The following is a 22912-nucleotide window of genomic DNA, read 5'->3' as shown; positions in this document are numbered from 1 at the left end:
GAATCCGGCCAGCGACCGAGCCGGCGGCCCGGTCTTGCTAGAATTCCGCCCCTGTCTGCGGCCGGTGCTACCGGATAGCGCCGGTCTGGCCCCATCGTCATCGCCCCAGGAGACCGAATGTCCGACATCGAAATCGCCCGTCAGGCCAAGCTGCTGCCCATCATCGATCTGGCCCGGGACAGGCTCGGCATTCCCGCCCAGCAGCTGGACCCTTACGGCCATTACAAGGCCAAGCTCGACCTCGACTTCATCCATGGCCTCGAAGACCGGCCGGACGGCAAGCTGATCCTGGTGACGGCGATCAGCCCGACGCCGGCGGGGGAGGGCAAGACCACCACCACCGTCGGCCTCGGCGATGCTCTCAACCGCATCGGCAGGAAGGCGCTCATCTGCCTGCGCGAGCCCTCGCTCGGACCCTGCTTCGGCGTCAAGGGCGGCGCGGCCGGTGGCGGCCATGCCCAGGTGGTGCCGATGGAGGACATCAATCTCCATTTCACCGGCGACTTCCACGCCATCGGCGTGGCCCACAACCTGCTCGCGGCCCTGATCGACAATCACATCAGCCATGGCAATGCGCTGGGCATCGATCCCCGGCGCATCCAGTGGAAGCGGGTGGTGGACATGAACGACCGCGCCCTGCGGCACATCGTCGTCGGGCTGGGGGGGACCCCCAACGGCTATCTGCGCGAGGATGGCTTCGATATCGTGGTGGCCTCGGAAGTCATGGCCATCCTCTGTCTGGCCCGGGATCTGGAGGACCTCAAGGAACGGCTGGGCCGCATCGTCATCGGCTACAAGAGCGACGGCAGGACGCCGGTCTTCGCCCGCGACCTCAGGGCCCACGGGGCGATGGCGGCGTTGCTCCGGGACGCCATCAAGCCGAATCTGGTGCAGACGCTGGAAAACAATCTCGCCTTCATCCATGGCGGCCCCTTCGCCAACATCGCCCATGGCTGCAACACCGTCATGGCGACGCACACGGCCCTGAAACTGGCCGACTACGTGGTGACCGAGGCGGGCTTCGGCGCGGATCTGGGGGCCGAGAAATTCATCGACATCAAGTGCCGCATGGCCGGGCTGAATCCGGCAGCGATCGTGCTGGTGGCGACGGTGAGGGCGCTGAAATTCCACGGGGGCGTCGACAAGGCGGAGCTGAACCAGGAAAACCTGCCCGCGCTGGAGCGAGGCATGGCCAACCTGGAGCGCCATGTCCACAACATCCGCGAGCATTACCGGCTGCCCTGCGTGGTTGCGGTCAATCATTTCAGCTTCGATACCGAGGCGGAAATCGCCTGTCTCGCGTCCCGCTGCCGGGCCCTGGGCGTGGAGGTGGTGGTGGCCCGCCACTGGGCCGAGGGCGGCGCCGGAGCCGAGGAACTGGCGCGGGTGGTGGCGGACCTGGTCGACAACCGGCCGGGCCGGCATGGCTTTGTCTACGAGGACAGCGCGCCGCTGTGGGACAAGATCGAGGCCATCGCCACGCGCATCTACGGTGCCGGCAGCATCAGCGCCGACGACAAGGTGCGCCGGCAGCTGGAACTCTGGAGCGAGGCGCATCCCGATTATCCGGTCTGCATGGCCAAGACCCAGATGTCCTTCTCCACCGACGCCGGCGCCAGGGGCGCGCCCACGGGCCACGATGTCCATGTCCGCGAGGTCAGGCTGGCGAACGGTGCCGGTTTCGTGGTCGCGATCGCCGGCAGCGTCATGACCATGCCGGGCTTGCCGCGGGTGCCGGCGGCCGAGTCGATCGACGTCGACGAGCACGGCCGGATCAGCGGGCTGTTCTGACGTCGGCCGGCGCAGGCGGAGCGCCGGGCGCCAAATACCGCCGCCCGGCGTTTTCCGTTAAAGTACGCGATGTGTCCGCAAGGACGGAATACGGCATCGCCCGTTCGCATCTGGCACATGGCTCGCCCGCACGCCTGGCTGGCGACCGGCAACGGACGGGGATGCGGTTCGACAATAACGACGAAATCAACCGGAGGTAAACCCATGCCGACCATCAAAGCCCTCGCGATCATTGGCATCACCCTGGCCAGCACGGCTGTCATCGCCAGCGAAGACCAGTATCCTGCCTACAACTTCCAGCCCTCGGTCATCTTCAGCGATGCCAGCCTGATCCAGAAGCTGTCGGGCGCCACCGCGTCGACCCCCAGCGCCGGCGGCGCCTCCGTCCAAGCCGCCGCCCACGAGCCGGATCCGAAATATCCGGCGGCCTACTTCCAGCCCTCAGTCATCTACCCGGGCAACTGATGCAGGTGGCAGCCGGGGACAGCGGCGATCGTCCGTCCTCGGTTGCCGATGCCGCGCTGGGGAACCCTCTGCATCCCTCATCACCCCGGCGAGGCGGATAGGAAGAAGTGAACGTGTGTCCGACCCAGGTGTCTATGCGAGCTGACCCAGCGTCGCGATAGGACAGCGGGGACCAGCGGCGCCCCGCCGGAACCCGTCCGATAACAATAAGAAAGCAGCCGACCGGACGGCTCGAGGTTCCGTGCCATGACATCGTCGAGGAGAGATTTCGCGGGTCGGCGTCCCGGCCCCAAGGCTCCGGCCCCTGGCCGGCGCCCATCGATCGGCGGGGGCAACCCGCTGTTCTGGCTGCTGGCCTTGATCGGTACAGGGCTGCCCGGCCAGCTGGCGTTTGCCCATGAGCGCTGGATTCTCACGCCCGAGCAGATCCAGGACTGGAGCGCCCGCCAGCCACCCGAGCTGTGGGTCAGCGCGACCCCGCTCAACGTCACCCTGATCACGGCTTTCGCGATCTTCACCCTGGGCTGGATCCGGCTGGGATTCACCGGCGCCCGGGAGCTGTTTCCCGACTTGCAGGCCCGCCTGGGCGCGTTCGGCCATATCGTCGCGCCGATTCTGCGGTTCTGCCTGGCCTGGGTGCTGATGTCATCCGCGTTCGGGCTGGAGCCCCGCCATGGCGTCGAGCGGCTGGCCTCGCCCACGCTGTTTGCCCCGGATCTCGAACTGGCCACGGTTGCCCCGGGTGTGCTGTGGCTGCGCTGGTTCGAATTCCTGCTGGGCATCGGCTTTCTGTTCGGCGCCTACGTCCGGCTCTGCGCCGTCGGGTTGCTGCTGCTGGCGCTGATCGGCACGCTGCTGTTCCAGGCCTCCATCTATTCCTATGCCGGCGCGCTGGTCGGCGTTGCCATCTACCTGCTCTGCCAGGGGCCCGGCAGCTACTTCCTGCCGCTGCCGACGCACCCCCGCCTCCAGACCATGCAGGCCGAACTGGCGCGGGTTCCGCGTCAGCGCGCGCAGGCCATCATGCGGGTGCTGACCGGCATCAACATCTTCTATCTTGCCGTGGCCTTCAAGGTCATGCAGCCGAATCTCGCCATCGCCATCCTGACGATCCACGACATCCGCCTCCTGGGGATGGCGCCCGAGACGGCAACGCTGCTGATGACGCTGGTGGAATTCACGTCCGGCATCCTCATCATCGCCGGCATCCTGCTCAGGCCCCTGTCGCTGTTCTTCCTCGGCGCTTTCCTGATGTTCGCGGCGCTGCTGCCGGAGAGCTGGATGGCGCATGCGCTGTTCTACGGCGTCATGCTTTCCTTTTTATTCAACGGTGCGGGACATTTCGCCATGCCAGAAGCGAAAGACAAGACAGCCAATATCGTGATCGTCGGCGGAACCGTGGCGGCCATCCATGCCGCCATGAAAATCGAGCGGCTGATCGGCCAGTACAGCAATATCCGGCTGACCCTGATCCACGACCAGCCCAACGTGCTGTTCTATCCGCTGCTGCCGGAGGTCATCGGCGGCACCATGCAACCCGGCAATGCGGTCAATCCCATCCGCCGGGTGCTGCCGCAAACGCGCGTCATTCTCGGCGAAGTGGCCGAGGTCGACAGCCAGGTGCGTCAGGTGCGGGTCAACCTGCCGGGCGACCGGACCATCGAGGTTCCCTACGACGAGCTGGTGCTGGCCCTGTTCCTGGTGCCGAATCTCAACCGCTACCCCGGCCTGATGGCGCATGCCAGCCCCATCAATTCGGTCGGCGATGCGTTGCACATCCGCAAGCAGATCATGGATCGCGTCGAACAGGCGGAGCTGGAGGCCGATGCGGCGACCCGCGAGCGCCTGCTCAGCTTTGCCGTGATCGGCTCCGGCCAGCGTGCCTGCGCCACCGCCGAGGAAATCTGCACCATGCTGGAGACCGCCCGGGTTTCCTATCCCGTGCTGCGGGACCAGGGCTGGCGGGTCTATCTGTTCGAGGACACGCAGACGGCCTTCAGCGATTTCGAGGCCGGGATTCGCGAGCGCCGCGACCGGGAGCTGGCCAAGGCCGGGGTCATCCTGGGCCGCGAGCGCCAGGTGGCGGCGGTGACGCCCGACAGCGTGGTCTTTACCGATGGCTCGCGCCAGCCGGTGGGTTTCGTGGTCAACAGCTGCTTCATGCTGCCCCGCGCCGTCATCGACGACCAGACGGTGAACTGGCCGCCCGAGACCGAAGCCGACTTGCGGCTGCGGGGCTGGCCGCATATCTGGGCGACGACGGCATTGCCGCCGGCCGTGGCGAATGGCCAGCCGCGCCGCTACCTGACCACCGCCGACTGGATGGATCTGGGCAAGGCCGCCGGCCAGAACGCCTGGGCGGCGTCGCAGGACTTCGAGACCCGGCCCTTCCATTACCGGAAACGCTGGATTCTGCCGTTCAGCATGGGGCGGCGCTCCCTGTGCCAGGTGGTCGGCTGGGTGGTGGGCGGTCTGCCGGCCTGGTTCCTGGCCCGTATCAGCAACCTCGCCACCATGCCGGGACTGGAGCGCAATCTGCGCATCCTCATCGACTGGACACTGGACGTGCCGTTCCGCGCCGACATCGCCGTCCTGGCGCCCGACGCCACCAGCCGGCTGCAACGCCTGCACCTCGAGGCCGGGGACGAGGTCATCCGCCAGGGCGAGGCGGGCGATACCGCCTACATCATCCAGTCCGGCCGGGTCGAGGTGCTGAAGAACGGCAGAAAGGTGGGCGAACTCGGCGGCGGCGAGTTCTTCGGCGAGATCGCGCTGGTCAGCGACACGAAACGAACCGCCACGGTTCGCTGTCTCACCGCTTGCGAGCTGACGGTGCTCGGCCGCGACGATTTCCAGGCCCTCTCGGTCGGTTCCAGCGCCTTGGCGCGCGCCATCAAGCAGCAGATCGAGGAACGTACCGGGCGGCGCAAGGCCCGCGGCTGAAGCGCGGGTGCCGCATCGGGCACGTCACGCGGCGATCGGTGCGCATCGCCGACGGAGGGTGATCGGGCGCGGCGTCAGCAGACATCCGCCATACAACAACAAACGCGCGTCCGGCGAGCCGGCCGCAGACGAGGAGAGAGCGACGGTATGAAGCGCATCATGTACATCAGTACGACGACCCGCAAGCTGAGCGACGAGGAGGTCGACGAAATCGGCCGGCGCTCGACGATCAACAATGCCAAGGTCGGCGTCACCGGCATCCTGCTGTCGGCGCACGAATTCTTCTTCCAGATCCTGGAAGGCGAGCCGGATGACGTGGACCGGGTACTGGAGCGCATCCGTCGCGACCCCCGCCACCAGGACGTCCTGATCCTCAAGGCCGAACACGACATCGGCGAGCGCTTCTTCGGCCGCTGGTCGATGCGCACCGTGCGCCTGGATGGCACCAGTGACCTGATCCTGCAAGCCATCCGCATCATGCTGGAGAACATCACCGAATCGCATCGCATCATCGAGCGCTACACGCAGCCGGCCGTGCTGCGTTTCCTCACCGATGGCGTCAATCCCCTGAGCGTGCCGGTGCGCAAGACCGAGGAAGTCATCCTGTTCGGCGATATCGTGGCCTTTTCCTATCTGTCGGGACGCTTTCCGGTGGAGGAGGTGGCCGAGCTGGTCAACCTGTTCCTCGACACCTGCTCGCGCCAGGTGGTAGCGCACGGCGGCCAGGTCAGCAAGTACGTCGGGGACTGCGTGATGGCGCATTTTCCCCCGGACGCCGCCGATCTGGCGATCCGCGCCTGCGTGGAAACCCTGCGCGAGATCCAGGCGCTGCGCGGTTCCGCCGGCCGCTGCCGGCTGCAGAAGTATCTCTACTGCGGTTTCGGCCTGAGCAAGGGGCTGGTGATCGAGGGCAACATCGGTTCCTCGATCAAGATGGACTACACCGTGCTCGGCGACATCGTCAACCTGGCGGCGCGCCTGGAGGGGCTCACGCGCAACATCGGCAAGGCCATTGCCCTGAGCGAGCCGGTCAGGGATGCCTGCCGCGAGGGCTGGCACTTCGAGCGTGCCGGGGAGTTCCACCTCAAGGGCCAGAGCCAGCCCCAGCCCATCTACTCGATCACCGATCCGGTGGTCGACGACATCAAGACCTACCAGCAGATCCTCGACGACATGGAGGAACTCTGCTGTGAACTCTCCTGACCGCCGGGTGTCCTCCTGAAGGTCAGCCGCCGGCCTTCTTGACCGTCCAGCCGAATGGGCTCAACTCAGCAAGGATGAGATCGCGATGATCACCCTGGATTTCGATGGTGCCGTTCTTCACCGTGCCGCCGGTGCCGCAACGCTGCTTGAGCCGTTTGCCGAGCTGATCCAGCGCCGCGCCCTCCAGCGGCACGCCGGTGATCACGGTGACGCCCTTGCCGGCCCGTCCCTTGGTTTCCCGGCGGATGCGGACGATGCCGTCGGATGCGGGTGCCTGCCGCTGGCGCCGGCAGCTGCAGGCGGCGATGGGCTGGCGGCAGGCGGGGCAGATGCGTCCCTGCGCGGTGGAATAGACGAGGGCGTTGAGGCTGGATTTCCTGGACTGGTTCATCGTCTGGACTCGCTGGCTCGGCTGCCGGGCGCCACGCGCCCGGATGCGAGGCGGCGATTCTGGCAGGCCGGCCGCTCCAGGTCCAGACAGGGTCGCTCCTGAGCGACGCCGGCGGCCGCGTCGACCTGTTCACTCACCTCATCCTCCAGACCCTCACCGAGCAATCATGACCAGCATGGCCAAAGCCCCGGCGTCCCACAGGTTCCTGCTGGAGGGGCAGGCGCCGTTGCGCAGCGCCGTGGTCCGGGCAGCCGAATCCCGCGGGTTGGCGCTGGCCGAGGCGGACGGCGATGCCTTGGTGCAAACCCTGCTGGCCTGCCGCCCGGCCAGCCTGTTCCTCGACGCCGACCTGCCCGGCGACGCCGGATTCGCGATGCTGGCGGCCATCCGTCATCGCCCCGAACTGCGATCGAGCCGGGTGGTTCTGCTCACGGCCGATACCTCGGAGACCTGTCGCCAGCGCGCCTATGCCGAAGGTGCCGACGAGGTGCTGCACAAGCCCTACGATCTCGATCAGCTGCTGGCGGCGGAGAGCGACGCCGGCCGCTTCCGCCTGCACTTCTGGGGCACGCGGGGAACCCTGCCGATGCCGGGCGAGCAATCGCTCAAGTATGGCGGCAACACCTCCTGCGTGAGCCTCGACATCGGTCGCGACCGGCATTTCGTCTTCGATGCCGGGACCGGTCTGCGCCGTTATTCGCGCTATCTGCTCGAACGCGAGGGCGGCCGTTTCGACGGGCGGATCTTCATCTCCCATCCGCACTGGGATCACCTCAACTGCCTGCCGTTCTTCGCCCCGTTCTATCGGCTCGGCAACCGCATCACCCTGATGGGGCCGCCGCAGGGCGAGCGTTCGTTCCGCGACCTGCTGGAAGGGCAGATGGACGGCGTCTACTTTCCCATCACGCTGGAAGCCTTCGGCGCCGCGCTGAAGGTCGAGGATCTGCACGAGGGCGAGTACCGCTTCGACGGTGTGTCCGTGCGCACCCTGCGGCTGCGCCATCCGGGCAATTGCCTGGGCTTCCGCATCGATCATGCCGGCCGCTCGATGGCCTACATCACCGACAACGAACTGGGCGAGCCGGCACCGGACGATGTCTATGTGGCGCGGCTGGCGCGGTTCCTCTCCGGTGTGGATGTCCTCATCCACGACACGACCTACTTCGACGACGAGTATCCGCGTAAGGTCAACTGGGGCCACTCCAGTGTCGGCCAGGTCGTCCGGCTGGCCCTGCAGGCCGAGGTCCGCAAGCTGATCCTGTTCCATCACGACCCGGAGCATGACGACGCCGACATCGAGCGCAAGCTGGGCCTGGCCCAGGCGCTGGCGGACAGCGCCGGTGCCCGCCTGCAATGCGCCCTGGCCGTCGAGGGCGAGACGCTGGATCTGGGACAGCCGCTCCCGGATGCATCGGCCTCGGGGTTTGCCCTGGCCGCCCCCTAGCTCTCCCGTCCGTGCCGGCTCCGGCATGCCGCCGGAAAGCCGATAGAATGCCCGCTCACTCTTGCCTTTCATCCGAGGAACGGGACATGCGTCTGTTTGCGAAGCACCCCTGGCTGGTTTTCGGCCTGGGGTTGGCCGCCGGTTATTTCGCCCACAAATATCGCAAGGAAATCATCGGGACGGCCGCCCAGACGGCCGGAACGGGCAAGTCCGTGGCTGCCAGGACCGCGCGGGCGCTCGAGGACGTGGTGGCCGTCAAGCATCATTGACGCCCGGCCGGCCGGGGAACCTGCCGGTCCCTGCCTTCAGGGATTGACGAAGGCCGATTCCGGCGCCACCCGCGAAATCAGGCCCAGTTCGCCAAGTTGCGTGGCCAGCGTGCGCCAGCGCTCCAGGCTCATCTGTCCCAGCGGCGTGCCGCCGGGTTGCGGGCCGGTGATCAGGGCCTGCTGGATGGCTGCCGCCTCGGCGAAGGTGTCGGGATCCATGGTCGGGTTGAGGCCGTGCATCACGGCGTTGATCGGCGCGGGATCGCTCATGTAGCGCGACCAGCCCAGGCGTATGGCCCGTACCAGGGCCGCGACCTGTTCCGGCCGCTCGTCCAGCAGGCGGCGGCGGGTGAAGACAACCCCGCCATAGGGGTTGTAGCCGATGTCGCTGATGGGAAAGACCTGCGGGTGCGCGCCTGCGCGGCGGGCGGCCACCGGCTCGGCGGTGATGAAGCACTGCTGGGCGAAATCGCGGTCGTGCAGGAAGGGCCCCAGGTTGTTGCTGTAGGGCACGGCGCGGATGTTGCGGAAGCCGTAGCGCTGCTCCAGCAACCGGTGGTAGGGCGTACCCGCCTCCATTGCCAGCGTGCCGCCCGCGAAGACCTCGCCGATCGACGTCAGGCCGCGCTCGGCATGCACCATGATGCCCTCCGGGAAGGTCTGGTAAAGGGCGAACACGGCCACGATGTCCACGCCCCGCTCCCGCGCCACCAACAGGCTGTCGGCGCTGGTGATGCCGAAATCGGCCTGGCCGGCGGCCACCATCGGCACCACCGGCACGCCCGGGCCGCCGGGCTGGATGACGACGTCCAGCCGTTCCGCCGCGAAGGCGCCCATCTCCCGCGCCGCGTAGTAGCCGCCGAATTCCGGCTCCGGCACCCAGTTGAGTTGCAGTTTCAGGCGTGGGCGTCCGTCCGCATCGGTGTCGTCGCGCCCTTCCGGACAGCCCGCCAGGAGCAGGGCCCACAGGCAGACCAGCAGGCGCAGGATGTCGAGCAACCTGTTCATTCCCGGGTTTCCGCTAGCCGCCAGCGGCGCATGGCCAGCCGGCTGAAGAGGCTCACCAGCGCGAAGAAGGCGAGGCCGAGGAGCGAGGCCATCAGCACGGCGGCGAACACCTTGTCGGTCTTCTGCTCCTTGATGGCGATCTCGACCGCCGTTCCGATGCCGCCGCCGTTTTCCCAGCTGTCGGCCACGAACTCGCCGACAATGGCGCCGATCACCGCCAGTCCCGAGGCAATGCGCAGGCCGGTCAGGAATTGCGGCAGGGCACCGGGGATTTGCAGCTTGACCAGGGTGGCCAGCCGCCCGGCACGGTAGATCCCGAACAGATCGCGCAGGGCCGGGTCGCTGGACAGCAGCCCGCTCAGGGTGTTGGCGATGACGGGAAACACCGACACGATGAAGGCCGAGGCGATCACCGCCCGCGGACCGTAGCCGAACCAGACGACCAGCATCGGCGCGATGGCGACGATCGGCACGGTCTGGAAGAACACTGCGTAGGGATAGAAGGCACGGCGTATCCACGGATGGCTGCACAGCGCGATGGCCGCAAGCCCGCCGAGCAGGGCGCTGGCCAGGAGACCCGCGCTGGCCGTCAGCGCGGTTTGCAGCGTGGCCCGGCCCAGCTCGGCGCTGCTGGCCAGCAACGCCACGATCACGGCCGAGGGGCGTGGCAGCAGGTAGGCCGGCGTGCCGGAGAGCCGCAGGCCGATTTCCAGCGCCAGCGCGATGCCGAGCAGGCTCAGCAGGGGCGGCAGCCAGGTTTGCAGGCGGACCGGACTCACGGCCTTTCGCCATCCCCGCGCAGCAGCCGGGACAGCGCCTGCACCTCGCCGACGAAGCCGGCTGTCGTGCGCAGCTCCGGCGGCCGCGGGCGCGGCAGGTCGAGGCGCCGGTCGGCGAGCAGCCGTCCGCCCTGTCCCGCGAGCACCGCCACCCGGTCGGCCAGGAAGACCGCCTCGCCGATGGCATGCGTGACGAAGATCACCGTCATGCGCCGCGCCAGCCAGATCTGCTGCAGATGCTCGTCCAGATGCTGGCGGGTGAATTCGTCCAGGGCGGCAAAGGGCTCGTCCAGCAGCAGCAGGCTGGGTTGCGTGATCAGCGCCCGTGCCAGCGAAACCCGCATGCGCATGCCGCCCGAGAGCTCCGCCGGAAAACGCCCGGCGGCATCGGCAAGGCCGACGGTGGCCAGCAGGCGATGCGCCGCCGCTTCCCGCCCGGATCGCCCGACACCGGCCAGTTCCAACGGCAGGGCTACGTTGCCGAGCACCGTGCGCCAGGGCATCAGGCTGGCGTCCTGGAACACGTAGGCCAGCGACGGTTCACCGCTGTGCCGTTGCAGCAGGCCGCCGTCCGGCTGGTCCAGCCCCGCGATCAGCCGCAGCAGGGTGGACTTGCCGCAGCCGGAGGAACCCAGCAGTGCCAGGAATTCGCCCGGGGCGATGTCGAGGTCCAGGCCCTCGATGACCGTCCGGGCGCCGAAGACCCGCCGCAGCCCGCGCAGTCGCAGTCCGCAACCGGGCCGTGGCGCGGCCGGCGGCTGCCGGGCGGGCGTCATCCGGGTGCGGTCACAGACCCGACAGGCCGACGATGTTGTAGCCGGCGTCGACGTAGAGGATTTCGCCGGTGATGCCGGAGGCGAGGTCGGAACACAGGAAGGCCGCGGCATTGCCGACTTCCTCGATGGTGACGTTCTTGCGCAGCGGCGCCGCCTGCTCGCCCTTGGCCAGCATCTCGCGGAAATTGGCGATGCCGGAAGCGGCCAGGGTGCGGATGGCACCGGCGGACACGGCGTTGACGCGGATGCCCTCGGGGCCCAGCGCGGCGGCCAGGTAGCGGACGTTGGCCTCCAGGCTGGCCTTGGCCACGCCCATCACGTTGTAGTTGGGGATGGCGCGTTCGGCGCCCAGGTAGGTCAGGGTCAGCAGCGAGCCATTGCGTCCCGCCATCAGCGGCCGGCCGGCCTTTGCCAGCGCGGCGAAGCTGTAGGAGCTGACGTCATGGGCGAGGCGGAAGTTTTCCCGGGTGACGGCATCGACATAGCTGCCTTCCAGCGCATCGCGCGGCGCGAAGGCCACCGAGTGGACGATGCTGTCCAGACCGTCCCAGTGCTTGCCCAGTTCGGCGAACATCGCGGCGATTTCGTCGTCGCTGACCACGTCGCAGGGCAGCACGATCTTCGCGCCCAGTTCCTCCGCCAGCTTCTCCACCCGTTCCCGGAGCTTTTCGTTCTGGTAGGTGAGGGCGATTTCCGCGCCCTCGCGAGCCATGGCCTCGGCAATGCCATAAGCGATGGAACGGTTGCTGGCGACGCCGACGATCAGCGCGCGCTTGTTCTGCAGAAAGGCCATTGCTTGTCCTCCGTAGGGCTCAAATGGGGCGAGAGTATAGCCGCCGGGGACCGCTTTGTATCCAGCGTCGCCACACCTGCCGGGCCGGGGCCGCCCGAATGGGGGCAGGTCTGCGCCAACCGGGTGCGGCGGTGGCCCGGGTTCGCGCTGAGCGCCGCCCATGGCATGGGGCGGGGCAGCGGATTTCCTCTCTGGCATGAAGTCTGCTGGATATCAGGCGGCGTCCACCAAAGCCGGTGGGCGCCCGACAAAGACGTCTTCCGGCGCGACCCTTATCCTCTCGGGATCCCGCTGGCAGGCGTTTTTTTTTGCCCTCGCACTGCTCAGGAGTCGCTCATGCATTTCAGGGAATTTCGACAGGCGGGCCACTGGCCGACCCTGGTCGCGGCCTTCCTCTACTTCGACGTATCGTTCATGGTGTGGGTCATGCTTGGCCCGCTGTCCCTCTACATCACCCAGGATCTCGGCTTGCCGGTCAGCGAGAAATTCACGCTGGTCGCCATCCCGATCCTGTCCGGCGCGATATTGCGCATCCTGATCGGCTTCCTGGCGGACGCGATCGGACCCAAGACCACGGGGCTGCTGGCACAGCTGCTGGTGATGGCGGGGCTCGGCTGGGTGGCGCTGTTCGGCCTGCATGACAGGCAGCAGGCCCAGCTGCTGGGATGCCTGCTGGGTGTCGCCGGCGCCAGTTTTGCCGTGGCCTTGCCGCAGGCGAGTCGCTGGTATCCGCCGAGGTTCCAGGGCCTGGTGATGGGCATCGCCGGGGCCGGCAACATGGGCGTGGTGCTGGATTCGCTGATCGTGCCGGTACTGGCGGAGCGGTTCGGCTGGCAGGCCGTGTTCGGCTTCCTGCTGATCCCGCTGGCGGTGGTGTTCATCCTCTACGCGCTGATGGCCCGCGACGCGCCGACGCAGGCGCGGCCGCTGGCCTGGCGGGACTACGCCGGGGTGTTGCGCGACAGCGATGTCTGGTGGTTCATGTTTTTTTATTCGATCACCTTCGGCGGCTTCGTCGGCCTCGGGGGTGCGCTGCCGCTGTATTTCACCCACTGGTACCACGTCTCCGGCGTCAGCGCCGGCGTCATGGTGGCGCTGGTGGTGTTCGCCGGCTCCATGTTCCGCCCGGTGGGCGGCTATCTGGCCGACCGCTTCGGCGGCATCCGCACCCTGGAATGCCTGCTGGCCATCGTTTCGCTCAGCTACGTCGCCGTCTCTCGGCTGCCGGAAGGGCCGAGTCCGGCGGTGACCGGCGGCGCCACCGTGGCCGGCTGGGCGCTTGCCGAGCTGCCGGCCAGCGCCTGGGTCGCCGTCGCGCTGTTCTTCGCCGGCATGCTGGCCCTGGGCATGGGCAACGGGGCGATCTTCCAGCTGGTGCCGCTGCGCTTCCGCCGGGAGATCGGCATCGTCACCGGTCTGGTGGGCTGCGCCGGTGGTCTCGGCGGCTTCTTCCTGGCCAAGGCGCTGGGCGTCTCCTGGGCCTGGCAGCATGGGTTCGCGGGCGGCTTCCTGCTTTTCGGCCTGCTGCCCCTGCTGGGGCTGGCCGGACTGGTCGGGGTGCGCAGGCGCTGGCGCACCACCTGGGGCGCCGCCTCCGGCGCCCAGGTCTGACGGGCGGGCATGGCGCCGCCGCCCGACGGTTTGCGGCTCGCCCACGGCCTGGCCAGCGCCATCGGCGCCCGCGCGGACAATCAGGACTACGTCGCCTGTGTCATACCCGAGCCGGCCGAGCTGGCCCGCTATGGCGCGCTGGCGGTGGTGGCCGACGGGCTCGGCGGCCTGGCCGGTGGCCGGGTGGCGGCGGAGGTGGCGACCCGGGCCTTCGTCGAGGGCTATTACCAGCTGCCGGCGACGCTGGATGTCGCCCGGCGGGCATCGCGGGCGCTGGACAGCGCCAATCGCTGGATTCACGACATCGGTCGGCGTGATCCGGCCCTCGACCGGATGGGCTGCGCCTTCAGTGCCCTGGCGCTGCGTGGCCGCCAGGCCCAGATCTTTCACGTCGGCGACACGCGCGTCTACCGCCTGCGCGGGGCTGGCCTGGCCTGTCTGACGCAGGATCATGCGCTGAGCCGACCCGGCTACGAGCATGTGCTGTACCGCGCGGTCGGGCTGGAGTCATCGCTGAAGATCGAGCACCGGACGCTGGCGCTGGAGCCGCACGACCGCTTTCTGCTGTGCAGCGACGGCCTGCATGGCGTCCTCGGCGCCGCACAGCTGAGCCGCTGCCTGGCCGAGCGGGCGGCGCCCGGGCATACCGCCGCGCGGCTGATCGAGCTGGCGCTGGCGCGCGGGGCCCACGACAACCTGACGGCGCTGGTGGTCGATGTCGTCGAACTGCCGCGCAAGGCACGCGAGGAACTGCTGCTGTCCCTGCGCGACCTGCCGCTCGCGCCGCCGCCGGGCGTCGGCCAGCGGGTCGATGGCTTCGTCCTGACGCGGGTGATCGCCGCCGGCCGCTGCAGCGTGCTGTACCAGGCGCAGGCGCCCGACCGGCCGCAGCCACTGGTGGTGAAGTGGCCGCTGCCCACGGCCGCCAGCGATGCCGAATACCGGGAGGCCTTCGCCCGCGAGGCCTGGATCGGCGCCAGCGTCAAAAGTCCCTGGCTGGCCGAGTTCATCGAGCCGGAACCCGGCCGGCAGAGCTGTCTCTACGCGCTCATGCCCTACTACCCGGGGCTGACGCTGGAGACCTGGATGCGGCATCACCGGCCGGTACCGCTGGCGGCCGGTCTGGCGCTGGCGTTGCGGCTCTGCCGGGCGGTCTACGCGCTGCACCGCCAGGGTGTCGTCCACCGCGACATCAAGCCGGACAACGTGCTGCTGCCGGACGCGGGCGGCCTGCGGCTGCTGGATCTGGGCATCGCCCGGCTGCCGGCCTGGCCGGAGGATTCCGACCTGCCGGTGCCCGGCACGCCATCCTACATGGCGCCGGAACTGTTCCGGGGCGAACGCGGCAGCCGCGCCAGCGACGTGTTTTCCCTCGGCGTCACGCTCTACCGGCTGTTCGCCGCGGGCGCCTATCCCTATGGCGAGATCGAGGCCTTCAGCCAGCCCCGCTTCGGCCAGATCCGGCCGCTGACCCAGCTGCGGCCGGATCTGCCGGTCTGGCTGGAGGTCGCACTGAACCGCGCCCTGGCCAGCGATCCCGAACGGCGCCATGCCGATGCTATGGAGCTGGCGCATGAGTTGGAGGCGGGACTGGCGAACGGCCGCCCGGTCCAGCGCCCGGCTCGCCTGCCGCTGTACTCGCGCAACCCCCTGCTGTTCTGGCAGTGCCTGTCGGCGGGCTTGCTGCTGGCCCTGCTTGCCGCGCTGCAACGGCTGGCGGCCCTGTCGCACTAGGGCGAGGCGTGGCCCGGTCCGGAATGGTGCGCCGGCCGGGCGCTCCGACGACGCGCCGAGGCCAGGTCCACGGCGGTCGGCGATTCCGGCTGCATGGCACGAAGCCTGCTTCATGATTGGCAAGCGCCAACGGCGGCGCCTTCACGATGACAACGACGTCATTCATCCCCGGCGCGGGGTGGGTGGCGTTTTTTTTTGGCACGACTGCGACGCAATCGAAGCTTCAGGTAACCGACATGAAGAAACAGAAACTGGTGGTCGTCGGCAACGGCATGGCCGGCATGCGTACCGTCGAGGAACTCCTCAAGATTGCGCCCGATCTCTACGAGATCACGGTCTTCGGCGCCGAGCCGCACGGCAATTACAACCGCATCCTGCTGTCCCCGGTGCTGGCCGGCGAGAAGCGCCTCGACGACATCATCCTCAATGATGACGACTGGTATGCGCGCCACGGCATCACGCTGCACAAGGGCGAGCGCGTGACCGCCATCCAGCGGCGCCGGAAATGCGTGACGGCCGAGGGCGGACGCACGGCGGCCTACGACCGCCTGCTGATCGCCACCGGCTCGACGCCGTTCATGCTGCCCATCCCGGGCCACGAGCTGGACGGCGTGGTCGGCTTCCGCGATATCCGCGACGTCAACCACATGCTGGAGGCCTGCGCGAAACACCGCCATGCGGTGGTCATCGGCGGCGGCCTGCTGGGCCTGGAGGCCGCCAACGGCCTGCGCAAGCGCGGCATGGAGGTCACCGTGGTGCATGTCCTCGACACCCTGATGGACCGCCAGCTGGACAAGGCGGCCGCAGCGCTGCTGAAGCGCTCGCTGGAGGCGGGCGGCCTCAACTTCCTGATGGAGGCACAGACCGAGGCGCTGCTGGGCGAGGCGCGGGTGCGCGCGGTACGCTTCAAGGGCGGGCTGGAAATCCCGGCCGAACTGGTGGTGATGGCGGTCGGCATCCGTCCCAACATCGAGCTGGCCAGGTCGGCCGGCATCCACTGCGAGCGGGGCATCGTCGTCAATGACACCCTGCAGACCTACGACCCCAGCATCTATGCGGTGGGCGAGTGCGTGCAGCATCGCGGCGGGCTGTTCGGCCTGGTGGCGCCGGCCTTCGAGCAGGCGCGGGTCTGCGCCAACCATCTGGCCGAATACGGCATCGGCCGCTACCAGGGCTCGGTGACCTCGACCAAGCTCAAGGTCACCGGCATCGATCTGTTCTCGGCCGGCGAGTTCCAGGGTGGCGAGGACTGCGAGGAACTGGTGATCCAGGATGCCGCCCGGGGCATGTACAAGAAGCTGGTGGTCAAGGACAACCGCGTCCGCGGCGCGGTGCTCTACGGCGACACGGTCGACGGCAACTGGTATTTCCAGCTCATGCGCGAGCAGACCGACATCGGCGATTTCCGCGATACCATCCTGTTCGGCCGCGCCCACATGGCGGACGAGGGGCGCGAGGGCCAGAGCATCGCCGGCATGCCTGACGACGCGGAAATCTGCGGCTGCAACGGGGTCTGCAAGAAGACCGTGGTCGACGCCATCGTGCAGAAGAAGCTGTTCACCCTCGACGAAGTGCGCGCCCATACCAAGGCCTCGGCGTCCTGCGGCTCCTGCACCGGGCTGGTCGAGCAGATCCTGGCGGCGACGGCCGGCACCCACGAGCAGACGCCGGCCGAGAAGCCCATCTGCGCCTGCACCCGCCATTCCCACGACGCCGTGCGCGAGGCCATCGTGGCGCAGGGCCTGACATCGCTCTCGGCCGTCTACAGCGCCCTGGAATGGCGGACCCTGGACGGTTGCCATGTCTGCCGGCCGGCGCTGAACTACTATCTGCTGTGCGCATGGCCCGGCCACTACCGCGACGATCCGCAGTCGCGCTTCATCAACGAGCGTGTCCATGCCAACATCCAGAAGGATGGTACCTATTCGGTGGTGCCGCGCCTGTGGGGCGGTCTGACCACGCCGGACGAACTGCGCGCTATCGCCGACGTGGCCGACCGGTACAGGATTCCCACGGTCAAGGTCACCGGCGGCCAGCGGATCGACCTCCTGGGCGTCAGGAAGGAGGACCTGCCGGCGGTCTGGGCCGATCTCAACGCGGCCGGCATGGTTTCCGGGCACGCTTATGGCAAGAGCCTGCGTACCGTGAAGACCTGTGTCGGCGCCGAGTGGTGCCGCTTCGGCACCCAGGATTCCACCGGGCTGGGTGTCAGGCTGGAAAAGATGACCTGGGGTTCGTGGACCCCGCACAAGTTCAAGATGGCGGTGTCCGGCTGCCCGCGTAACTGCGCCGAGGCCACGATCAAGGACTTCGGCGTGGTCTGCGTCGATTCCGGCTACGAAATCCACGTCGGCGGCAACGGCGGCATCAAGATGCGCGGCACCGATCTCCTCTGCAAGGTGGCGACCGAGGCTGAGGTGATGGAGTACTGTGGCGCCTTCATGCAACTCTACCGCGAGCAGGGCCGCTACCTCGAGCGCACCGCGCCGTGGCTCGAGCGCGTCGGCCTGTCCTACGTCAGGTCGCGCATCGTGGAGAATGCCGAGGATCGCCAGACGCTGTACCGGCGCTTCCGGCAATCCCAGGCAACCGCGCAGGTGGACCCCTGGGCAGAGCTGGCCCGGCCCGCGGCCCGCGGCGACTTCATCCCCCTCGAGACCCTGGAGTAACACCATGCAGAACTGGACTCGCATCGGCCAGCTGGCCGACATCCCGCGTCAGGGTTCCCGCGTTGTCGCCACGGCGGCCGGGGATATCGCCCTGTTCCGCTCCCAGGACGACCGCGTGTTCGCGGTTCGCGACCGCTGCCCGCACCGGGGCGGGCCCCTGTCGCAGGGTATCGTGCATGGCCACCGGGTCACCTGTCCGCTGCACAACTGGGTCATCGACCTGACCTCCGGCGAGGCCGTGGCTCCGGACACGGGCCAGACCTTCTGTCATGCGGTGAAGGTCGAGGATGGCTGCGTCTGGCTGCGTGCCTGAGCGCTGGCCGGACAGCCGGACCGGGCCCGGTCCTGGCGATGAGGGCAAGGAGACTTCCATGAACGCGAGCGCGGCTCCGATAAGAACCACCTGTCCCTACTGCGGCGTCGGCTGCGGCGTCCTGGCGACCCCGGCCGGCGCCGAGGCCGCCGTGGTCAGGGGCGATCCCGACCATCCCGCCAATTATGGCCGGCTGTGTTCCAAGGGCTCCGCCCTCGGCGAGACCCTGTCGCTGCGCACGCGCCTGCTGGCACCGCGCATCGGCCGGGAAACCGTGAGCTGGGCGCGGGCGCTGGACGAGGTGGCGGCACGGTTTCGCGCCGTCATCGACGCGCACGGCCCGGAGGCGGTGGCCTTCTACGGCTCCGGCCAGTGGCTGACGGAGGACTATTACGTCGCCAACAAGCTGATGAAGGGCTACATCGGTGCAGCCAACATCGACACCAATTCAAGGCTGTGCATGGCCTCGACCGTTGCCGCCCAGACGCGCGCCTTCGGCGAGGACGCGGTGCCGGGCTGCTACGAGGATCTGGAACTGGCCGATCTGGTCGTGCTGGTCGGCTCCAATGCCGCCTGGTGCCATCCGGTGCTCTACCAGCGCCTCCTCAAGGCGCGCCAGGATCATCCCGGCCGGCGGCTGGTGACGATCGACCCACGCCGGACCGCCACCGCCGAGGGCGCCGATCTGCACCTGGGCATCCGGCCCGGCACCGACGCCTTGCTGTTCGCCGGCCTGCTGGATTACCTGCGCCGGGACGACCGGCTCGATTATGGCTTTCTCGAACGCCATCTTGCGGGCTACGGCGAAACCCTCGCCGCCGCTCGCACCACCGCCCCGTCGCTACCGGCGGTGGCCGCGGCCTGCGGCGTGGCGGAGGGCGACCTGGCCCGTTTCTATCGCTGGTTCGCACGGACCGACAAGACCGTCACCGCCTGGTCGCAGGGCATCAACCAGTCGGCGACCGGCAGCGACAAGGTCAACGCCATCCTCAACGTGCACCTGGCGACGGGGCGCATCGGCAAGCCCGGCATGGGGCCGCTGTCCCTGACCGGCCAGCCCAACGCCATGGGCGGGCGCGAGGTGGGCGGGCTGGCCAACCAGCTGGCCGCGCACCTCGACCTGGAGCGGGCCGGCCACCGGGCGCTGCTGCGCGAGTTCTGGAACAGCCCGCGCATCGCCGAGCGGCCCGGGCTGAAGGCCGTCGACCTGTTCGACGCCATCGCCGCGGGCCGGGTCCGGGCGGTCTGGATCATGGGCACCAACCCGGTGGTCAGCCTGCCCGACAGCCGCAGGGTCCGTGCCGCGCTGGCGCGCTGCGAGTTCGTGGTGGTGGCCGACTGCGAGGCGGAGACCGATCTCACCCCTTATGCGCATGTCAGTCTGCCGGCGCAGACCTGGGGCGAGAAGGATGGCACCGTCACCAATTCCGAGCGTCGCATCTCCCGCCAGCGCGCCTTCCTGCCGGCACCGGGCGAGGCCAGGCCGGACTGGTGGATGCTGACCCAGGTGGCGCGGCGGCTGGGTTATGCCGACGGTTTCCCCTACGAGTCGGCGCAGGCGATCTTTGTCGAGCACGCCCGCCTGTCGGGCTACCGCAATGCCGGCACGCGCCGCTTCGACATCTCCGGGCTGGCCGACCTGGACCCGCGCGGCTACGACGCCTTGCCGCCATTGCAATGGCCGGTCAATGCGGAAGCGCCCCAAGGCACCGCGCGGCTGTACGCCGAGGGGCGGTTCGGCCATGGCGATGGCCGCGCCCGCCTGGTCGCGCCGCGGATCGAGGATCTCGGCCGCAAGCTCTCGGCCGGGTTGCCGCTGAGCCTGAACACCGGACGGGTCCGCGACCAGTGGCATACCATGACCCGTACCGGCAAATCGCCGCGCCTGTCCCAGCATGCGCCCGAGCCCTGTGCGGAGCTGCACCCCGACACGGCGGCGCGCCACGGCATCGCCAACGACAGCCTGGTCCGGCTGGAAACCGCCCATGGCGTGGCCATCGCCCGGGCACGGGTGAGCGCCGACACGCCGCCGGACTCGGTGTTCATGCCCATGCACTGGTCGTTCCGCAATGCGTCCGCCGGGCTGGTCAACGCCCTGGTGAATCCCTTGGTCGATCCCGTGTCGGGCGAGCCCGAATCCAAGCACACTCCGCTGCGCATCAAGCCCTGGCGCCCGCTCTGGCAGGGCTTCCTGCTGACCCGCCAGGCCGTACCGCTGCCGTCGGTGGCCTATGCGGTGCGCGCCATTGGCCGCCACCACTGGCGCCATGAGCTGGCGGATACCCGCGCCCCGGGGGACTGGCCCGCCCATGCCCGCCGACTGCTGGGCTATCCCGGGGAAGCCGCCGCCGACAATCCCGGCGACGAGTGGGCCGAGATGCACGATCTCCGCGCCGGGCGCTACCGCTGCGCCTGGCTGCGCGACGGCCGGCTGATGGGCTGCCTGTTCGTCGACCGGGCGGCCTTGCCGCAGCCGCGCGAGTGGCTGGGCGGGCTGTTCGCCCGCGAGTCGCTGGATGACGCCGACCGCCGCAGCCTGCTGCTGGGCAAGCCGCTCGCCGGCGAGGACCCGGGCCGCGCGGTCTGCGCCTGCTTCGGTGTGGGCGTCAATACCCTGCGTCAGGCCATCCGCGACGGGCAGTTGGGTTCGGTCGAGGCCATCGGCGAGGCGCTGAGGGCTGGCACGAATTGTGGTTCCTGCATCCCGGAACTCCAATCACTACTGGCGGAACGCGGATGACTCCTGTCCCATCGGATGCCCATGACCGGATCGAGCAGCCCGACCTGAATCTGGGCTTCATGCCGCTGATCGATTGCGCGCCGCTGGTGGTGGCGCTGGAGCGGGGCTTCTTCGCCGAGCAGGGTCTGCGGGTGAATCTGTCGCGGGAAGTGTCCTGGGCCAACATCCGCGACAAGGTCGCGGCCGGGACGCTGGACGGCGCGCAGATGCTGGCGCCGTTGCCGCTGGCGGCCAGCCTGCCGGAACCGGTGGCCGGCGTGCCGATGCTGACGGCGCTGAGCCTGGGGCTCAACGGCAATGTCATCGGCGTCTCGACGCGGTTGCATGCGGCCATGGCTGCGCTGGCATCCACGCCGGGCGAGGGCGGTTCCGGCGCACGGCTGGCGCGGGTCGCCTGGCGGCGGCGGGAACAGGGGCGTCCGCTGCGACTGGGCGTGGTGTTCCCGTATTCCAGTCACAACTATCTGCTGCGCTACTGGCTGGCCGCCCACGGGCTGCATCCCGATCGCGATGTCCATCTCGACGTGGTGCCACCGCCGTTCATGGTCGAGGCGCTGGCAGCCGGCGAGATCGAGGGTTTCTGCGTCGGCGAACCCTGGGGCAGTCTGGCCATGGCGCAGGGGGCGGGCGTCGTGCTGCTGGCCGATCACGCGGTCTGGCGCCATCACCCGGAAAAGGTATTCGCGGTGACCGAGACCTGGGCGGCGGGTCATCCCGCGACCCATCGCGCCCTGCTGATTGCCCTGCTGAAGGCGGCGCAGTGGCTGGAAGCGCGGGGGCATGACGGGGCGCTGGCCGAGCTGCTGGCGCGGGAGGACTATGTCGGCGTGCCGGCGCCGCTCGTCCGGCAGATCCTGGCGGGGGTGGCTGGCCCGGTCTTCTTCCGCTATGCCGCGACCTTCCCCTGGCGTTCGCACGCCCTGTGGTTCCTGACCCAGATGGCGCGCTGGGGCCAGATCGACATGGCGCTGCCGCTGCGTCCACTGGCCGGGCGTGTCTACCGGCCGGACCTGTACCGGGAGGCCGCCGCCGCGCTGGGGCTGGCCTGTCCGCTGGTCGACGACAAGCCGGAGGGTGGGCACGAGACCGAATACCCGCTGGCCGAGGCCAGCGGGCCGCTGACCCTGGGCGCGGACCGCTTCTGCGATGGCCGGCGCTTCGATCCGCGCGACCCCATCGGCTATCTGTCCGATGGCCAGCCGTGGGACCGGCGGGTGGCGCCCGGGGACTGGCGACGGGGCGGGGCATGAACCTGAGGATCATGCTGGTCGACCAGCATCCCGGTCGCAGCGCCATCATCGAGCAGGCGCTGACCGACGCCGGCCACACGCAGATCGAGCGGGTCCCCGCCGGGCGCGGCCTGGCCGAGGCGGTGCGCCGGTTCGGGCCGGACATCATCATCGTCGACATGGAGTCGCCCGGCCGCGACACCCTGGAGCAGATGCGCGAGATCGGCCGCGACCGGCCCAAGCCGATCATCATGTTTTCCAACAACCGCGACCGCGACTACATCCGCCAGGCCGTGCGGGCCGGTGTCAGCGCCTATGTGGTGGATGGCCTGGACAAGGAACGGGTGATGCCCATCGTCGAGGTGGCGCTGGCCCGTTTCCGCGAGTTCGAGGCGCTGCGCCAGGAGTTGTCGGACACCAAGTCCCAGCTGGCCGATCGCAAGATCATCGAGAAGGCCAAGGGCATTCTCATGCGCCAGCACGGCATTTCCGAGGACAAGGCCTACGCCGCGCTGCGCAAGGCAGCGATGGACCGCAACCAGCGGATCGGCGACATCGCCAGGACGCTGGTCTCGATCCACGAACTGGAGCTCTGACGGCAGCGCGGGCTGTCTCACGGCGGGCCGGTGTGCACCGGAAACAGGCGCCCCGACGGGGCTGAAACCCGGGAACGCCCGGTATTCCCGGGCTTGTTCAAGGCACGGAATCTGCAGTAGTCAGGCGTGGCTTTGCCAACGCCGGAAAAGCCACTCGG

18 protein-coding genes are annotated in these 22912 nt (G+C 68.8%); 13 read left to right on the top strand and 5 right to left on the bottom strand.

Features of this window, described 5'->3' with window-relative positions:
- Positions 1 to 117 precede the first annotated feature (117 nt).
- From ACH5N8_RS09895 to ACH5N8_RS09880, 4 genes are all read left to right on the top strand, one after another.
- A complete protein-coding gene (locus ACH5N8_RS09895; RefSeq protein WP_483281180.1) occupies positions 118 to 1791 on the top strand; it encodes a formate--tetrahydrofolate ligase in 1674 nt (557 codons plus the stop codon).
- A 204-nt stretch (positions 1792 to 1995) separates the two neighbouring features.
- A complete protein-coding gene (locus ACH5N8_RS09890; RefSeq protein ID WP_460026704.1) occupies positions 1996 to 2256 on the top strand; it encodes a hypothetical protein in 261 nt (86 codons plus the stop codon).
- A gap of 246 nt (positions 2257 to 2502) precedes the next feature.
- The gene (locus tag ACH5N8_RS09885; protein WP_460026703.1) at positions 2503 to 5199 is read left to right on the top strand and encodes a cyclic nucleotide-binding domain-containing protein; all 2697 of its coding nucleotides are present in this window, start codon (positions 2503 to 2505) and stop codon (positions 5197 to 5199) included.
- A 147-nt stretch (positions 5200 to 5346) separates the two neighbouring features.
- Positions 5347 to 6402, top strand: a complete 1056-nt coding sequence (locus ACH5N8_RS09880) for a BLUF domain-containing protein (RefSeq protein WP_460026702.1) — start codon at positions 5347 to 5349, stop codon at positions 6400 to 6402.
- A 22-nt stretch (positions 6403 to 6424) separates the two neighbouring features.
- On the opposite strand, the gene ACH5N8_RS09875 is transcribed toward ACH5N8_RS09880, so the two are convergent.
- Positions 6425 to 6793 (bottom strand): translation initiation factor Sui1, encoded by a 369-nt coding sequence (locus ACH5N8_RS09875; protein WP_483281179.1) that lies wholly within the window; start codon positions 6791 to 6793, stop codon positions 6425 to 6427.
- A gap of 166 nt (positions 6794 to 6959) precedes the next feature.
- On the opposite strand from ACH5N8_RS09875, the gene ACH5N8_RS09870 reads away from it, so the two are divergent.
- Together ACH5N8_RS09870 and ACH5N8_RS09865 are read left to right on the top strand one after the other, a co-directional pair.
- Positions 6960 to 8237, top strand: a complete 1278-nt coding sequence (locus ACH5N8_RS09870; RefSeq protein WP_460026700.1) for an MBL fold metallo-hydrolase — start codon at positions 6960 to 6962, stop codon at positions 8235 to 8237.
- 86 nt (positions 8238 to 8323) lie between these two features.
- A complete protein-coding gene (locus tag ACH5N8_RS09865; protein WP_460026699.1) occupies positions 8324 to 8506 on the top strand; it encodes a hypothetical protein in 183 nt (60 codons plus the stop codon).
- Positions 8507 to 8542: 36 nt separating this feature from the next.
- On the opposite strand, the gene ACH5N8_RS09860 is transcribed toward ACH5N8_RS09865, so the two are convergent.
- The 4 genes from ACH5N8_RS09860 to ACH5N8_RS09845 are packed head-to-tail and all read right to left on the bottom strand — an operon-like array spanning position 8543 to position 11862.
- Positions 8543 to 9514, bottom strand: a complete 972-nt coding sequence (locus ACH5N8_RS09860) for an ABC transporter substrate-binding protein (protein WP_460026698.1) — start codon at positions 9512 to 9514, stop codon at positions 8543 to 8545.
- Positions 9511 to 10293, bottom strand: coding sequence for an ABC transporter permease (locus ACH5N8_RS09855; protein WP_483281178.1), 783 nt, complete (start codon positions 10291 to 10293; stop codon positions 9511 to 9513). The genes ACH5N8_RS09860 and ACH5N8_RS09855 overlap by 4 nt, the downstream gene beginning before the upstream one ends.
- Positions 10290 to 11069, bottom strand: coding sequence for an ABC transporter ATP-binding protein (locus tag ACH5N8_RS09850; protein WP_460026696.1), 780 nt, complete (start codon positions 11067 to 11069; stop codon positions 10290 to 10292). The genes ACH5N8_RS09855 and ACH5N8_RS09850 overlap by 4 nt, the downstream gene beginning before the upstream one ends.
- A gap of 10 nt (positions 11070 to 11079) precedes the next feature.
- Positions 11080 to 11862: an enoyl-ACP reductase FabI gene (locus ACH5N8_RS09845; RefSeq protein WP_460026695.1), complete on the bottom strand. Its 783-nt coding sequence runs from the start codon at positions 11860 to 11862 to the stop codon at positions 11080 to 11082.
- Positions 11863 to 12198: 336 nt separating this feature from the next.
- On the opposite strand from ACH5N8_RS09845, the gene ACH5N8_RS09840 reads away from it, so the two are divergent.
- The 7 genes from ACH5N8_RS09840 (at position 12199) to ACH5N8_RS09810 (ending at position 22754) form a co-directional block, all read left to right on the top strand.
- A complete protein-coding gene (locus ACH5N8_RS09840; RefSeq protein ID WP_460026694.1) occupies positions 12199 to 13473 on the top strand; it encodes a nitrate/nitrite transporter in 1275 nt (424 codons plus the stop codon).
- A 9-nt stretch (positions 13474 to 13482) separates the two neighbouring features.
- Positions 13483 to 15207 (top strand): bifunctional protein-serine/threonine kinase/phosphatase, encoded by a 1725-nt coding sequence (locus ACH5N8_RS09835; protein WP_460026693.1) that lies wholly within the window; start codon positions 13483 to 13485, stop codon positions 15205 to 15207.
- Positions 15208 to 15443: 236 nt separating this feature from the next.
- Complete coding sequence (gene nirB / locus ACH5N8_RS09830) at positions 15444 to 17876, top strand: nitrite reductase large subunit NirB (protein ID WP_460026692.1); 2433 nt, start codon at positions 15444 to 15446, stop codon at positions 17874 to 17876.
- Between the two features lie 4 nt (positions 17877 to 17880).
- Positions 17881 to 18189: a nitrite reductase small subunit NirD gene (gene nirD / locus ACH5N8_RS09825; RefSeq protein WP_460026691.1), complete on the top strand. Its 309-nt coding sequence runs from the start codon at positions 17881 to 17883 to the stop codon at positions 18187 to 18189.
- Between the two features lie 58 nt (positions 18190 to 18247).
- Positions 18248 to 20929, top strand: coding sequence for a molybdopterin-dependent oxidoreductase (locus ACH5N8_RS09820; protein WP_460026690.1), 2682 nt, complete (start codon positions 18248 to 18250; stop codon positions 20927 to 20929).
- The gene (locus ACH5N8_RS09815; protein ID WP_460026689.1) at positions 20926 to 22179 is read left to right on the top strand and encodes a CmpA/NrtA family ABC transporter substrate-binding protein; all 1254 of its coding nucleotides are present in this window, start codon (positions 20926 to 20928) and stop codon (positions 22177 to 22179) included. The genes ACH5N8_RS09820 and ACH5N8_RS09815 overlap by 4 nt, the downstream gene beginning before the upstream one ends.
- Positions 22176 to 22754, top strand: a complete 579-nt coding sequence (locus tag ACH5N8_RS09810) for an ANTAR domain-containing response regulator (RefSeq protein ID WP_460026688.1) — start codon at positions 22176 to 22178, stop codon at positions 22752 to 22754. Before ACH5N8_RS09815 ends, ACH5N8_RS09810 begins: the two co-directional genes overlap by 4 nt.
- The last annotated feature ends 158 nt before the right edge of the window (positions 22755 to 22912 follow it).

It is taken from the genome of Methyloparacoccus sp. NF-16 (genome assembly GCF_056880625.1).
This window is presented reverse-complemented; position numbering and strand designations above follow the sequence as displayed.